A 14,691-nucleotide genomic window follows, 5' to 3' on the forward strand; every position below is an offset into this window, starting at 1 on the left:
CGCCGGGCGCTCGGGGCCCCTTGGAGCCTCCCTTATTAAGCTTGGTTGCCCAAGCTGAATAGCGTCACCCGCAGTAGGCGCCTGTGCTGGCGCTGTGGACCAGCTTGGCGTATTTGGCCAGGACACCCTTGGTGAACTTGGCCGGGAGCGGCTCCCAGCCTTCCTTGCGGGACTCCAACTCGGACTCGTCGACCAGCAGGTCGAACGTCCTGGCGGCGATGTCCACCCGGATCCGGTCGCCGTCCTTGACGAAGGCGATCGGGCCGCCGTCGACCGCTTCCGGCGCAACGTGGCCGATGCACAGGCCGGTGGTGCCGCCGGAGAACCGTCCATCGGTCAACAGCAGGACATCCTTGCCCAGCCCCGCGCCCTTGATGGCGCCGGTAATGGCGAGCATCTCGCGCATGCCCGGGCCACCCTTGGGTCCTTCGTAGCGGATCACGACGACGTCGCCCTTCTGGATCTGCCCGTTGTCCAGCGCGTCCAGGGCGCCCTGCTCGCGTTCGAAGACGCGGGCGGTGCCCTCGAAGACGTCGGCATCGAAGCCGGCGCTCTTGACCACGGCGCCTTCGGGGGCCAGCGAGCCGTGCAGGATGGTGATGCCGCCGGTCTTGTGGATCGGATTGTCCAGCGCCCGCAGAATCTTGCCATCAAGGTCCGGCGGGTTGATCGACGCGAGGTTTTCGGCGAGGGTCTTGCCGGTAACGGTGAGGCAGTCGCCATGAAGCAGGCCGGCGTCGAGCAGTGCCTTCATGATGACCGGCACGCCGCCGATCTTGTCGACGTCGGTCATGACGTAGCGGCCGAAGGGCTTCAGGTCGCCAAGGTGGGGGATCTTGTCGCCGATGCGGTTGAAGTCGTCGAGCGTCAGTTCGACTTCGGCTTCACGGGCGATGGCGAGCAGGTGCAGCACGGCGTTGGTGGAGCCGCCGAATGCCATGGTCACGGCGATGGCGTTCTCGAAGGCCTTCTTGGTCATGATGTCGCGGGCGGTGATACCGAGGCGCAGCAGGTTTACCACCGCTTCACCGGACTTGCGGGCGAACTCATCACGACGGCGGTCCGCCGAGGGCGGGGCGGCGGAGCCCGGCAGGGACATGCCGAGGGCCTCGCCGATGCAGGCCATGGTGTTGGCCGTGTACATGCCGCCGCAGGCACCTTCACCCGGGCAGATCGCCTTTTCGATGCGCTCCAGGTCCCCGCGGCTCATCTTGCCGGCGGCACACGCACCGACGGCCTCGAAGGCGTCGATCAGGGTGACTTCCTTTTCGGAGCCGTCCTCGAGCTTGACCCAACCCGGCATGATGGACCCGGCATACAGGAAGACGCTGGCCAGATCCAGGCGGGCCGCGGCCATCAGCATGCCGGGCAGGGACTTGTCGCAGCCGGCCAGCAGCACCGAGCCGTCAATGCGCTCGGCCTGCATCACGGTTTCCACGGAGTCGGCGATGACCTCGCGGGAAACGAGCGAGAAGTGCATGCCCTCGTGCCCCATGGAAATGCCGTCAGAGACCGAGATGGTGCCGAACTGCATCGGGAAGCCGCCGCCCGCATGAACGCCTTCCTTGGCGCCCTGCGCGAGCCGGTTCAGCGAGAGGTTGCACGGGGTGATTTCGTTCCATGAGCTCGCGACGCCGATCTGGGGCTTGGCGAAGTCGTCATCACCCATCCCCACAGCACGGAACATGCCACGCGCGGGAGCCGCGTGAATGCCGTCGGTGACCACCCGGCTCCGGGGCTTAATGTCAGGCTTGTTGTCGGTTTCGATCAGGGTGTCCTCACTCATGGGTCAAAGTCTATGACTCTGATCGTCCGCCCAACGACCCGAACCGGCGCGGCAGGCGGAATTTTCGGGAAATGTCGATCAGATCGTGGACTCTCGTCTCGAATAGTGGAACGCGCGCAGGCCGTTCTTCCGCGCTCGTGGCGCATGTCACGTCGCCGGCAGGTCATCTGCCAGCTGTTGCGCCTCCACCTTGAGCATGTCCAGGACCAGCCTGATGGTGGTCCTCGCCGCCACCTCCGGGCGGGTGAGGGCAACGATGCTGCGGCGCGCTGTGACACCGGTCAGCGGGCGGAGGACGAATCCCCTGCCCTGGTTTCCCGACGACGTGTAGCGAGGGAGCAGGGACAGTCCGTGGCCCGCGCTCACGAGGGCCTCGAGTACCCGCAGGTCGGCAAAGAGCTGGGCACGCACGGCCGTGGCACCGGCCTGCGCCTCAATCTGGCGCAGGACGGTATCAAACGGGAATCCTTCGGGGACACCCATCCACGGAAATCCCACCACGTCCTGGGCGGTCAGGGTGGCTTTCGCAGCAAGCACGTGGCGGGAAGGAATGGCCACATCCAGCGGCTCGTTCAGCAGCGGCACCACCACCAGGCCGCGCCGGGCAAACACCTCCGGCCCGTCCACACTGTGAGCCAGGACTATGTCGTAATCCGCCGCCAGTCCGGCGAACCCGGCAACGCCGGGATCCTCCAGATGGGCGTCAAGACGCAGCCCGCCAATTGCCTTCACCCGGTGCAGGAGACCCGGAAGCAGCATCTCCGCGGCACTGGGAAAGAACGCAGCCTTGACCTGCGTCTGCCAGCCCTTGCGGTACGTGTCCACCGTCGCTTCGGCCCGTGCCATGGCCACCGCCACCTCGGCAGCCGCGCCGGCCATGGCGGATCCCGCCTCGGTCAGCCGAACGCCCCTGCCGGACTTCTCGATCAGCGCCACTCCGAGTTCGTCCTGCAGCGTCTTGAGCTGCTGGGAAACGGCCGACGGCGTCACTCCAAGAGCGTCGGCCACGGCGGCCACGGACCCGCGGTCCCCCAGTTCCCGCAGTATCCGGAGCCGCTTGAAGTCCATGAAGCGAGGCTACGTCACCGCCGCTGAACGGGTGAACCCGGGTAAGTGCCCAGCCCGGACCAGAAAGGCATTGACAAACCTAGACAGCCATGTTGGCAGCGACGTACGGTCAAGCAACGGCAACCTCGTGTTATCGACAGAAGGGCTTTGCTATGGAGTGGATCATCTGGGTCATCGTCATCGTGTTGATCATTGCAATCGTTTGGTGGCTGCTGAACCGCAATTCGAGCAACGCCGCCGGAACCCGCGACGCATCCGGGACCGGCAAGGTAGCTTCCTCCCCGCTCACGGGATCGACCCCGGACGCAAGGCCCTCATCTGGCGCGACCGAATCGGGACCAACACGCCGGGACACCCCCGCCGGGAACACCACGGCCGAGGGTGCTGCGGGCCTTGTCACGGCCGGGGGCGCAGGGGGCGCAGGGATGGCCGGCGCCACACAGATGGGACAGGCACCGAATGCGTCCCCGTCACCCGAGCCGGCACCTGCCCGGCAGGAATCGCCCGGCGCAGGCCAGACGAACCCCGAGGACGTGGAACCGGACATCGAATCCTGGGACGCCGCGACCCCCCGCACGGCTGCCGGAACCCCCACTTCCTCGGCCGGCGACGTCGACGACTGGGAGGACGACGAGGACAAGGCCGAGTGGGACACCCAGTGGTCCGAAACCGGCGCCCGGCCCGAAGCAACACCGCCAACGCACCTCCCGGCCGCAGGGCCTGCAGCAGCTCCTTCCACGCCCACTCATCACCCTGAATACACCGAACCGCACGCCCCCACCCTGCCCGGAGCCGAATCGGCGGCTGCCGAGGCCTGGGATGCGGACGCTGAGACGCGGCAAAGAATTGATTCTTCAGCGGCCACTGAGGCCGGAGCCAGCCACACTGCCGAGCCTTCCGGCCACCCCGAAGCCGCGGGCATGACGACGGTTCCGGTCAGCGCGGAGCTCGCAGGGGCAGATGCTGCCGGTCAGCCCTACGGTGAAGGCTCGGCGGCCTCCGCGGCGGACGGCAGCGGTCCGGAGGGCTACACGGTGAAGGCCGATACGGCGTCGATGACCTACTACGACGAAGACAGTTCGGGTTATGACGAGGCCCACGCGGACGCGTGGTTCCTCTCCCCTGCGCACGCCGAGGCCGCAGGGTTCCGGGCTCCGCGCCGGACAAGGCGCTGACAGCATGGCTCGCGGCGGGCCGATGATCCTTAGACGCTGATACCCAGACGCTGATCCTTAGACGCTGATACTTAGACGCTGATACCCAGACCAGAGGCAACCGCGGGCAGGACGATGATGACGAACAGGGCGCGCAGCACCAAGGCGAGTGCGGCACGGGTTGGCGCAGGCAGGGGAACGGCGGCGGGAGTGGGAGCAGCTGCCGTGGCGGTGGTGCTCGCGCTTGCGGGCTGCACGGGAACCGGTGCCGGGCCTGCGGGCGGAAACGGCCCAGCGCCCACTGCGACAACAGGGGCGGGCGGCACGGTCACTCCGGCTCAGGGAACTCCCGGACCCCAGCGAGCTCCCGGGACGACGCCGGCGAGTCCCGGACCAGGCACCGTAACCACCCCCGGGACGCCCCGGGTCCGCACCACCATTGAGGGCCCGCAGGTGCCCTGGTCCACGGTCTTCCTGCCGGACGGTACGGCGGTGATATCCGAGCGTGATTCCGCACTCCTGAAGTCCGTCCGGAACGGCACGATCAGCACCATCGGCGAGGTGCCCGGCGTGGTTCCCGGCGGCGAGGGTGGACTCATGGGCCTGGCCCTGTCCCCGGGCTATGCCTCCGACAGGTTCCTCTATGTCTACTTCACGGCGGCCGAGGACAACCGGATCGCCCGGCTGCGCATCGAGGACGCCGGAACAGGTGGCGGCCTCCGGCTGGGCGACCCGCAGGTCATTTTCTCCGGCATTTCCAAAGCGTCCACCCATAACGGAGGCAGGATCCGTTTTGGCCCAGACGGCTACCTCTACGTGGGAACCGGCGATTCGCAGCGCCGCGAACAGCCGCAGGACCGGAACGCCCTGGGCGGGAAGATCCTTCGGCTGACCAGGGACGGAAAGCCGGCGCCCGGGAATCCGTTCCCGAACAACCCCGTCTACAGCCTGGGGCACCGGAATGTCCAAGGCCTCGCCTGGGACAGCGAAGGCCGGCTCTGGGCCAGCGAGTTCGGCCCGGAGGTCAACGACGAACTGAACCTTATCCAGGCAGGCGGAAACTACGGCTGGCCCGACGTTACCGGCGCGCCGGGCCGCGAGGGGTTCATCGACGCCAAAGTCGTCTGGCCCTCCACGGCCGAGTCATCCCCGAGCGGCTTGGAGATCGTAGGCAATACGGCATTCCTGGGAGCCCTCCGAGGGCAGCGCATCTGGAGCGTTGCACTCGAGGGCGAAAATGCCGGAACTCCTGTGGCCCATTTCACACGGCAATATGGCCGCATCCGGAACGTTTCGTTGGCCCCGAACGGGGAATTGTGGGCGCTGACCAACAACCAAAACCCTGATTCTGTGCTGATTTTGAGCCTGTCCGGCTAGCCGGCGGGGCGGTCCGGGACCAGATTTCACATGGGCCAAAAGTTCGTGTAGAGTTACATGTCGTTGCGGAGGTCAACAAGGGAAACAAAGCCCACGGTTGAACGAAACAGCAGCTGCACCTCTAGCTCAATTGGCAGAGCAATTGACTCTTAATCAATGGGTTCCGGGTTCAAGTCCCGGGGGGTGCACAGATGAGAAACCCCGTCTTCAAGGCCACCACCTTGAAGGCGGGGTTTCGTTTTGCCCGATTGTTCTGCTGCTGAATCCGACTCAACATTTTCTGAGGGATTTGCCCCGGGCTTCGCCCGCCCGTGCACCTGCTTTCGTGGGCCGAAAAAACAGGTACCGGCTGCACGTGATGGGAAAAAAGCAGGTACAGACTACTCGTGCGGAAGGCTGCATGCGGCGCTCTTAATAGTACGTATGCTTGCCCACCTCTACCGCGGGCCCCAGGCTCCGGTGCCTTCACTCGAGTGTCCCGGAGAACCGTGATGAAATCCAAAAGGCAGCGCTTCCTGAGTAAGATCCTGGCGTTCTCCCTGGCCATTGCCGGAACCTTGGTGGTCTCTTCGGGCCCTTCCGGGGCGGCAACCACTTATGGCTCTGCGAGCATCAGCTATTCAGGCGTGGCCAACCCGCCGACTTCGGACAAGCCACAGAGCAAGCTCTGGTGGAATGACGGCTCCTGGTGGGCGGACATGTGGAAGTCAGGCAGCGGATGGCACATTTACAGGCTGGACCGAAACTCTCGTACGTGGGTGGACACGGGAGTGCTGAACGACACTCGCAGCAACACGCTGGCCGACACGCTCTGGGATGGCTCACACCTGTACATTGCGTCCCATGTGGTGACAGTGACGGGGGACGGAACCCCGAAGCCGTCGGTTTCCGGCCAGCCGGCAAAGCTGTACCGCTACAGCTATTCGGACGGCAGGTATACCCTGAACACCGGCTTCCCGACCACAATTACCAACAACAGCAGCGAATCAATGACCATCGACAAGGATTCCACCGGGGCGATCTGGGCCACGTGGACCCAGGTGGCAGGTAATTCGACATCGGGCTACACGAGCAGCGTCTATGTCAACAAGTCGGCTCCCGGCGGGACCGGCTGGTCAACGCCGTTCGTGCTGCCTGTGTCCGACCCGCACCCGGCACCAGATGACATCTCGGCCGTCGTCGCCTTCGGGAGCAACAAGATCGGCGTCATGTGGAGTGACCACCCTGCGGGCACTGTGTACTGGGCTACGCGGACCGACGGCACATCCGCAACAGCGGCCTCATCATGGAAACTCCAGCCCGCGATCCAGGGCAAGGGGCAGGCCGATGACCATCTCAATCTCAAAGCGCTGGTGTCCGACACCTCTGGCCGGGTTTTCGCTGCGGTAAAAACCAGGTTGAATGAAACCTCCTCGGACCCCACGCTGCCGCAGCTGCTTCTGCTGGTCTTCAAACCGGGGACGGGCTCGTTCACCAAGTCGACCATTGCCACCATCGGTGACTGCGTTTCGAGGCCCCAAATCCTGTTGGACACAAGGAACAACCTCGTTCACGCATTCCACACCGCGCCCTCCGCCAGCGGCTGCGCGTTCTCAGGGGCCGCCGGCAGCATCTACCAGAAGACTGCTTCCATGGATAATCCTGTCTTCGGGTCTGGCCGAGGCACTCCTGTGATCCAAGATGCCACGTCTCCCAACATCAATGACGTCACCACCACGAAGCAGAGTGTGAACAGCACCACCGGCATCGTCGTGTTGGCCAGCGATAACGTGGCCCGGCGCTACTGGTACTCCGACAGGGGTGTGGGTACGGCTCCGGCTCCGGCCGCCCCGGTCGCCTCCTTCACGGCCTCGCCCAGGACTGGAAAGGCTCCGCTGCCGGTGAGCTTCACCGATACGTCAACCGGGAACCCAACGTCGTGGTCATGGACCTTCGGTGACGGCGGGACGTCCACATCGCAGAATCCCTCGCACACGTATTCCACGCCGGGCGTCTATACCGTGAGGTTGACTGCCAGGAACAGCACCGGCTCCTCTTCCAGCGCCACCACCATAACTGTGAAGAAGCACCCAGGGCGGGGGCGCTGACTTCCATGTCTGCTGGACCGGCGCGACGACGAACGTCCGGGCTGACGCATCACCGGAACTAAAGGGACGACGGCGGGAAACTTCCCGCCGTCGTCCCTTTCTTTCTGTTGTTGACTCGCAGCGCCTAGACGGTCCGCGTTGCCAGTGCCAGGTTCTCCTTGAGCTCGCTGGCGTTCTGGCGGATGACATACGCGGGGCGGTCGCGCTCAACACGCCAGCTCTCGGACAGCGGCCCGATGTTGACGGTGTCGAAGCCGAACTCGTCATACAGCTCGGTCACCAGGTCGCTGGCCTCAAGGTAGTCACTGGCCGTGGCGAGTGCGCGGCGGTTCTCACTGCCGGCCGGAGCGCCGTCGGTCGTGATTTCCCTGGCCATGATGTGGTTGAAGCCCTTGGCGACCTTAGAAGTGGGCAGGAGTTTCTGCAGCAGCCCCGACGTGGTTTCTTCACCGTTGTCGAGAGCCGGGAAACGGCCGTCGCGTTCCCAGTAGTAGTTGTTGGTGTCGATCACGATCTTGCCCGCCAAGGGCTCTACCGGAATGTCGCCGATGCTCTTGAGGGGAACGGTGACGACGGCGAAATCACCCGCCGCTGCCGCCTCGGACGGCGTCGCGGCCCGTGCCTGGGGTCCCAGCTCAGCAACGAGGCCTGACAGGGTTTCCGGTTCCCGTGAATTACTGATTACTACGTCATAGCCGAGCTTCACCGCCTTGCGGGCAATCTGGCTTCCGATATGTCCTGCACCGATGATTCCGATTGTTGTCATGTCCGGGCTAACCGCAATCCGGCAGGAGTTATTTCGAACATTACGCAATACTGCGCGGGGGCTGGGTTAGCGTGTGTCCCATGACCTTTGCGAATGTGGGAAGCCTCGGGACGAAACCCGGCCAGCGTGACGCCGTAGTGGCCATCTTGCTCCGGCCCATGCCTGAGCTGAGGGATGCCGGATGCCTGCTCTATGAAGTCGGGATCAACGATGACCTGCCGGACAACGTGTATGTCTGCGAGCTTTGGGAATCCCCCGAGGCTCACCAGGCCTCCCTGAAGTTGCCCGGCGTCCAGGGCGCCATCCAGGAGGCGAGACCCCTTCTGTCCGGCGAGATGGGCGGCAGCCAGTTCAGGGTTCTTGGCTCTCCGCTTGCCGGGCCTCGAGCCCGACACAGTCGCGTGGATGAGGCCTAGATACGTGGATGCAGCCTAGCAACCGGCCCCAACCGAAGCTGCCAGGCCGCCCGGAGCGTGTCCTTCCCCGCTGGCTTGGCCGGTCTCGCATATCTTCTTTGGTATGGATGAGGAGCACCCCGGGGAGTTGACCGGGCAGATATCGATCAATGAGTTGCTCATTGCCATGGGCGAAGAACCGGTGGTCAGCATGCTGGACCTGACCGTTCCGGACGACGCGTCGTCCCTGGCTGATGGTCAGCCAACCCTGCCGGGCCTCTGAGCTGCAAGCTTCGTTGCAGAAGGCGCGGGCCGTCACGAGGCGTGCCCGCTGCTTTAGCGGGGGGCCTCCACGGCGAGGCCCGAATCAACATTCGAGACAATTGCAGCGGTTTCCGGCGATGCAAAGCGTGTGGCCAGTTCCCGCACCACTGCCTTCAGCTCCTGCCGGAGGACGTCCGGATCGATGGATGCGGCGGCAAGGACAGACCGCTCCATGTCCGCCGCGGCCGTAACGGCTTCGGTCCCGCGCTCCGTGAGCGAGACGACGTGGCTGCGGCGGTCGGACGTGCTGCGTTGGCGCACAATGTGGCCGTGAGCCTCAAGCCGGCTGAGCGTCTTCCCCATGGTTTGCGCCTGGACACGGACCAGCTGCGCGAGCTGCGCCTGCGTCATGGGGCCGTTGTTGTAGAGAACTTCAATGGCAATGACCCCAGCATGGGTAAGGCCAATGGCCCCCAGCTTTTCATTCCAGGAGTGTTCAACAAGGCGTGCCGCCGTGGACAAGAGGCGCCCGGTGGGCCAGCGATCCATATCAGGCATACCAACAAGTATAGCCAAGTGTGGATTCGTCCCGGCGCAGGAGCCTTACTAAGCTGAAATGTCACGGATGAAAACAAGGAGAATATTTTGGCTGAACGACTCAATCCCGGCGACGTCGCCCCGGATTTCACACTGAAAAATTCCGAGGGAACAGACGTCAGCCTCAGCAGTTACAGGGGCCGCCACACTATCGTCTACTTCTATCCGGCTGCCGCCACGCCCGGCTGCACGAAGCAGGCGTGCGACTTCCGGGACAGCCTGGCGTCCCTGCAGTCTGCCGGCTACGAAGTCCTGGGGATCTCTCCGGATCCCGTGAGCAAGCTTGCTGCCTTCGCCGAAAAGGAAGGCCTGACCTTCCCCCTGCTGTCCGACGACAGCCACGCGGTGGCGGAGGCCTACGCAGCGTGGGGTGAAAAGAAGAACTATGGCCGGACCTACGAGGGCCTGATTCGCTCCACCGTCGTCGTGGATCCGGACGGCAAGGTGGCACTGGCGCAGTACAACGTCCGGGCCACCGGCCACGTGGCCAAGCTGCGCCGGGATCTGCAGCTGGCGGAAAGCGGCACCTGAGCCAAGCAGCCACCGACAGGACCGGCAATTCACCGCACCGCCGCGGACGGAGGCGCCGCTGACCCGGGCCCCGCCCGCTGACGGTACAATGAAGGCTGGCGATCGCCGTCGTACGTTTTCTGTGGTTCAGAAGGCCGAAGGCGGAGCCGCGCGCGAGTGGTGAAATTGGCAGACACGCAGGATTTAGGTTCCTGTGCCTTCGGGCGTGGGGGTTCAAGTCCCCCCTTGCGCACAAGAGAACAGCACGCTGAACACGGGAGGAGCCCCGGACCAACTGGTCCGGGGCTCCTCCCGTTTAAAAGTTTCTGACGGTTCACCCATCCGCCGCCTCCCATCGGACGAATACCCAGTGAGACACCAGCCAAGGGTCGGTGTCCACACAGTCGCAATAGGGCCACATGCGGGGGTCGGAATCGATTCCTGCCGGCAACGATCGGCACAACCAAGGAGAATCACAATGCAGTCCTTCAAGCGCACCACTTTCACCGTCGCAGGCGTCGCAGCTGCAGCCCTGCTGAGCCTCACCGCGTGCGGCGGTTCCGCGACGACGGCACCCAGTTCCTCGCCGGCGGCGGCCGAGCCGTCCGCTTCCAGCATGGCGCCCTCCCCGGCGGAGAGCAGCGCTGCAGCAATGGATCCGGCAGCGAACCTCGCCGGTCCCGGCTGCGCCGCGTATGCCGAGCAGGTCCCCAGCGGTGCGGGATCGGTCTCGGGCATGGCACTTGACCCGGTCGCTGTCGCCGCCTCGAACAACCCGCTCCTGAAGACCCTTACCGCCGCCGTGTCCGGCAAGCTGAACCCGAAGGTCAACCTGGTGGACACCCTGAACGGCAGCGAGTTCACGGTCTTCGCGCCCGTCGACGACGCGTTCGCGAAGATTGACGCCGCCACGATTGAGACCCTCAAGAAGGACGACGCGCTCCTGAGCAAGATTCTGACCTACCACGTTGTTCCCGGCCAGGTCACGCCGGACAAGATCGTCGGCACCCACAAGACGGTCCAGGGCGGATCCGTCAATGTGACCGGCACCAAGGACGCGCTGAAGGTCAACGGCGCCAACGTGATCTGCGGCGGAGTCCAGACCGCCAACGCCACCGTGTACCTGGTGGACTCGGTGCTGATGCCCAAGTAGCCGCCGCTGAAGCCTCTGCTGAAGCCTCTGCTGCAGCCTCCGGCGGGGATCTGGGATTCCGTCGGGGACGGGAAGCCGTGGTCCGCACCCTCGCGTGCGGGCCACGGCTTTGCCGCGCCACGGCGACCCCGTCAGTCATTTAGACTGGACACCGGGCCAGCAGACCGCAGCCGCCCATGCCGCCGCCCGGCAGTCCAGCAGCCCAGAGGTGATAATCCAGTGCCCAGCAGTATGACGCGACGCACGGCCATCAAGACCGGTGCCGTTCTCCTGGGCCTGTCACTCACGTCCTGCACGGGGGAAGCGGCCCCGCCGCCGTCGTCCGCGGCTCCAGCCGCCACGCCCACGGCCGGCAGCCCGACAGCCACCTTCAACTTCGGCACGGCCGCCCCGCCCCTGGGCCTTGACCCGGCACTCGCCAACGACATCGAATCCCAGCGCGTAACACGCCAGATCCTCGAAGGACTCGTCGGCGTCAACCAGACCACCGGGGAACCGACCCCGCTGCTCGCCACTGAATGGACAGCATCTCCGGACGGCCGCTCCTACACCTTCACCCTGCGCTCCGGCGTGAAGTTCCACGATGGCTCCCCCTTCAACGCGGCAGCCGTCTGCAGCAACTTCGAGCGCTGGTTCAACTTCCCGGCGGCGCTCCGGCAGCAGGCGCCGGGCAGCAGTTTCAAGGAAGTGTTCAAGGAACACTCGGATGAGGCGAGCCTCTCCGTTTTCAAGGCCTGCACGGCGCTGTCGTCGCTCCTGGTGAGGATTGACCTCACGGAGCGTTTCACCGGCTTCCTCCAGGCCCTGACCCTGCCGGCATTCGCTATTTCCTCCCCCAGGGCGCTCGCCGCGGGGCGGGCCGATGTGCTCAGCGAGAGGCGCGGCAGCCAGGCGCTGTCCGCCTACGCCACCCATCCGGTCGGCACCGGACCGTACCGCTTCTCGTCCTGGGACAGCACCGGCGTCACGCTGCTCAGCAACAAGGACTATTGGGGTGACCGCGGCCAGATCGGCACCATCAACTTCATCACGTACAACCATCCGCAGACCCGGCTCCAGGCCCTGATCGACGGCAAGATCGACGGCTACGATGCTGTGACGGTGGGGAACTTCGACCAGCTCGTCAAGCGCGGAAAGCAGATCATCCAGCGTGACCCGTTCTCGGTGATGTACCTGGGCATGAACCAGGCCATTCCCGTGCTGGAGGATCTCAAGGTCCGGCAGGCGGTCGAACTGGCCATCGACAAGGACACGCTGATCCGCCGGTTCTTCATCGACAACACGGCGCAGGCGTCCCAGTTCGTCCCGCCCAAGCTCAGCGGATTCAACAACAACGCCCCGGCCCTGGGGTACGACCCCACCAAGGCCGAGGAACTGCTCGCCGAGGCAGGCTACAAGGGCCAGCCGCTTAAGTTTTACTATCCAACGAACGTCACCCGGCCATACCTCCCAACTCCGGAGAAGGTCTATGCCGAGATCAGCCGGCAGCTCACAGCCGTGGGCTTCAACATCAGGCCGGTTCCCGTGGACTGGGCGGACGGCTACCTGCAGAAGGTCCAGTCCCCGGGGGACCATGCCTTCCACCTGCTCGGCTGGAACGGGTTCTACTCCGACGCGGACAACTTCCTGGGACCGCTGTTCGGCGAGAAAAACGGCGAATTCGGGTATCAGGACCCTCAGGTCTTCTCCAAGATCGACCGTGCCCGCGGCCTGCCGGACGGCAAGGAGCGGACGGAGCAGTACCAGACCATCAACGCCCAGATCGCCGAAACGGTGCCGGCGGTGCCGATCGCGTTTCCCATTTCGGCGCTGGCCCTCTCCGACCGCGTCATCAGCTACCCCGCCTCGCCGGTCTTAAATGAAGTTTTCACCAAGGTCCAACTAAAGCCTTGACGGACGGGGACAATTTCAGTTAGTAACCGGTGCGGGATATTCTGTGACAGCCAGAGCCGCTGCTATCGGAGACTGATTGTGACCTTCATTTCCAAGACCCAACATGCCGACGTCGTACTGATTGGCGGCGGCATCATGAGCGCCACCCTGGGTGCGTTCATCAAGCAGCTCGAACCCAACTGGACCATCTCCCTGTTCGAGCGCCTCGACGAAGTAGGCCTTGAGAGCTCAGGCCCCTGGAACAACGCCGGCACCGGACACGCCGCCCTGTGTGAACTCAACTATTCGCCCGCAGCCAAAGACGGCTCGGTCAACCCCGCCAAGGCACTGCACATCAACGAGCAGTTCCAGCTGTCCCGCCAGTTCTGGTCCCACCTCGTGACCAACTCCCTGATCGGATCCCCCAAGGGCTTCATCAACACCGTCCCGCACATGAGCTTCGTGATCGGCGAGGACAACTGCAGCTTCCTGAAGACCCGCTATGACGCGCTGAAGCAGCACCCGCTGTTCCGCAGCATGGAGTACTCGGAGGACTACGCCCAGATCGGCAAGTGGGCACCGCTCATCGTCAAGGGCCGCGACCGCAATGCGCGCATCGCCGCCACCCGCGCCGCCGAGGGCACCGACGTCGACTTCGGGGCACTGACCCGCGAGCTGACAACGTACCTGGGGAACAACGGCGTCGAGATCAACTACGGCCATGACGTTTCAGACATCAAAAAAGCGTCCGACGGCGGCTGGGACCTTTCGCTCAAGCACCCGGCTTCCGGGGAACGCGGCAGGATCCACGCCAAGTTCGTTTTTGTCGGCGCCGGAGGCGGCGCCCTGCACCTGCTGCAGGCGTCCGGGATCCCGGAGAGCAAGGGCTACGGCGGATTCCCCGTTTCGGGCCAGTTCTTCCGCTGCACGGACCAGTCCCTCGCCTCGCAGCACAACGCGAAGGTCTACGGCCAGGCCTCCGTCGGCGCCCCGCCCATGTCCGTTCCGCACCTGGACACCCGCTACGTGGGCGGCAAACGTTCCCTCCTGTTCGGCCCGTACGCCGGATTCTCCACGAACTTCCTGAAGAACAGCAGCTGGCTGGACCTCCCGTTGTCCATCCGTCCCGGCAACATCGTCCCGATGCTTGCCGTGGCCAAGGACAACATGGACCTGACCGCCTACCTGGTCAAGGAGGTCGCAAAGCGGCACGGAGCCAAGGTCGAGGCGCTCCGCGAGTACTACCCCGAAGCCAAGGACGGCGACTGGGAACTCATCACGGCCGGCCAGCGTGTGCAGATCATCAAGAAGGATCCCAAGAAGGGCGGCATCCTGCAGTTCGGCACCGAGGTGATTGCCGCACGGGACGGCTCCATCGGTGCCCTGCTGGGCGCGTCGCCGGGCGCCTCCACTGCCGTGCCCATCATGATCGAGCTGCTGCAGAAGTCCTTCCCGAAGAACTTCAAGGGCTGGCAGTCCAAGCTCAAGGAGATGATGCCGGGCTACGGCGTCAAGCTCAATGACAATCCGGAGCTGGCCGCGGAACTTGAAAAGTCCACGGCCAAGGCACTCCAGCTTGACGTGGCGCCTGCCGTGCAGCGCTAGGGTCCTGTCCGGGTTGCGGCAGGCTCCACCACAGGCAACAGTCCGTCAACCCTTCCA

13 protein-coding genes and 2 tRNA genes are annotated in these 14,691 nt (G+C 64.7%); 11 read left to right on the forward strand and 4 right to left on the reverse strand.

Annotated features, from left to right (window positions below):
- Positions 1–64: 64 nt before the first annotated feature.
- Together ilvD and AC5RUM_RS18115 are read right to left on the reverse strand one after the other, a co-directional pair.
- Entirely contained in the window at positions 65–1,786 is a 1,722-nt protein-coding gene (ilvD, locus tag AC5RUM_RS18110; RefSeq protein ID WP_400581485.1) for a dihydroxy-acid dehydratase, read from the reverse strand.
- Between the two features lie 147 nt (positions 1,787–1,933).
- Complete coding sequence (locus tag AC5RUM_RS18115) at positions 1,934–2,854, reverse strand: LysR family transcriptional regulator (RefSeq protein ID WP_494036250.1); 921 nt, start codon at positions 2,852–2,854, stop codon at positions 1,934–1,936.
- Between the two features lie 152 nt (positions 2,855–3,006).
- Between AC5RUM_RS18115 and AC5RUM_RS18120 the strand changes: the two genes are divergently transcribed.
- The 4 genes from AC5RUM_RS18120 (at position 3,007) to AC5RUM_RS18135 (ending at position 7,472) form a co-directional block, all read left to right on the forward strand.
- Positions 3,007–4,029, forward strand: a complete 1,023-nt coding sequence (locus AC5RUM_RS18120) for a sunset domain-containing protein (RefSeq protein ID WP_494036251.1) — start codon at positions 3,007–3,009, stop codon at positions 4,027–4,029.
- Positions 4,030–4,143: 114 nt separating this feature from the next.
- Positions 4,144–5,385, forward strand: a complete 1,242-nt coding sequence (locus AC5RUM_RS18125) for a PQQ-dependent sugar dehydrogenase (RefSeq protein WP_494036252.1) — start codon at positions 4,144–4,146, stop codon at positions 5,383–5,385.
- A 115-nt stretch (positions 5,386–5,500) separates the two neighbouring features.
- Positions 5,501–5,573: transfer RNA gene (locus AC5RUM_RS18130), tRNA-Lys, on the forward strand.
- 303 nt (positions 5,574–5,876) lie between these two features.
- On the forward strand, positions 5,877–7,472 hold the full coding sequence (locus AC5RUM_RS18135; protein WP_494036253.1) for a PKD domain-containing protein: 1,596 nt from the start codon (positions 5,877–5,879) through the stop codon (positions 7,470–7,472).
- A 124-nt stretch (positions 7,473–7,596) separates the two neighbouring features.
- On the opposite strand, the gene AC5RUM_RS18140 is transcribed toward AC5RUM_RS18135, so the two are convergent.
- The gene (locus AC5RUM_RS18140; protein WP_494036254.1) at positions 7,597–8,238 is read right to left on the reverse strand and encodes an NADPH-dependent F420 reductase; all 642 of its coding nucleotides are present in this window, start codon (positions 8,236–8,238) and stop codon (positions 7,597–7,599) included.
- Between the two features lie 80 nt (positions 8,239–8,318).
- Between AC5RUM_RS18140 and AC5RUM_RS18145 the strand changes: the two genes are divergently transcribed.
- Positions 8,319–8,654 (forward strand): putative quinol monooxygenase, encoded by a 336-nt coding sequence (locus tag AC5RUM_RS18145; protein WP_494036255.1) that lies wholly within the window; start codon positions 8,319–8,321, stop codon positions 8,652–8,654.
- Positions 8,655–8,757: 103 nt separating this feature from the next.
- Positions 8,758–8,916 (forward strand): hypothetical protein, encoded by a 159-nt coding sequence (locus AC5RUM_RS18150; protein WP_400581492.1) that lies wholly within the window; start codon positions 8,758–8,760, stop codon positions 8,914–8,916.
- A 53-nt stretch (positions 8,917–8,969) separates the two neighbouring features.
- Here AC5RUM_RS18150 and AC5RUM_RS18155 read toward each other — a convergent pair whose 3' ends face one another.
- Positions 8,970–9,446 (reverse strand): MarR family winged helix-turn-helix transcriptional regulator, encoded by a 477-nt coding sequence (locus AC5RUM_RS18155; protein ID WP_494036374.1) that lies wholly within the window; start codon positions 9,444–9,446, stop codon positions 8,970–8,972.
- A gap of 96 nt (positions 9,447–9,542) precedes the next feature.
- On the opposite strand from AC5RUM_RS18155, the gene bcp reads away from it, so the two are divergent.
- From bcp to AC5RUM_RS18180, 5 genes are all read left to right on the forward strand, one after another.
- Complete coding sequence (gene bcp, locus AC5RUM_RS18160; protein WP_494036256.1) at positions 9,543–10,025, forward strand: thioredoxin-dependent thiol peroxidase; 483 nt, start codon at positions 9,543–9,545, stop codon at positions 10,023–10,025.
- Positions 10,026–10,175: 150 nt separating this feature from the next.
- Positions 10,176–10,257: transfer RNA gene (locus tag AC5RUM_RS18165), tRNA-Leu, on the forward strand.
- A gap of 225 nt (positions 10,258–10,482) precedes the next feature.
- A complete protein-coding gene (locus tag AC5RUM_RS18170) occupies positions 10,483–11,157 on the forward strand; it encodes a fasciclin domain-containing protein (protein WP_494036257.1) in 675 nt (224 codons plus the stop codon).
- A gap of 231 nt (positions 11,158–11,388) precedes the next feature.
- Positions 11,389–13,050 carry an ABC transporter substrate-binding protein gene (locus AC5RUM_RS18175; protein ID WP_494036258.1) on the forward strand — a complete coding sequence of 554 codons (1,662 nt, stop codon included), beginning with the start codon at positions 11,389–11,391 and terminating at the stop codon, positions 13,048–13,050.
- A 78-nt stretch (positions 13,051–13,128) separates the two neighbouring features.
- Positions 13,129–14,634 (forward strand): malate:quinone oxidoreductase, encoded by a 1,506-nt coding sequence (locus AC5RUM_RS18180; RefSeq protein WP_494036259.1) that lies wholly within the window; start codon positions 13,129–13,131, stop codon positions 14,632–14,634.
- The last annotated feature ends 57 nt before the right edge of the window (positions 14,635–14,691 follow it).

It is taken from the genome of Arthrobacter sp. B2060 (genome assembly GCF_059090445.1).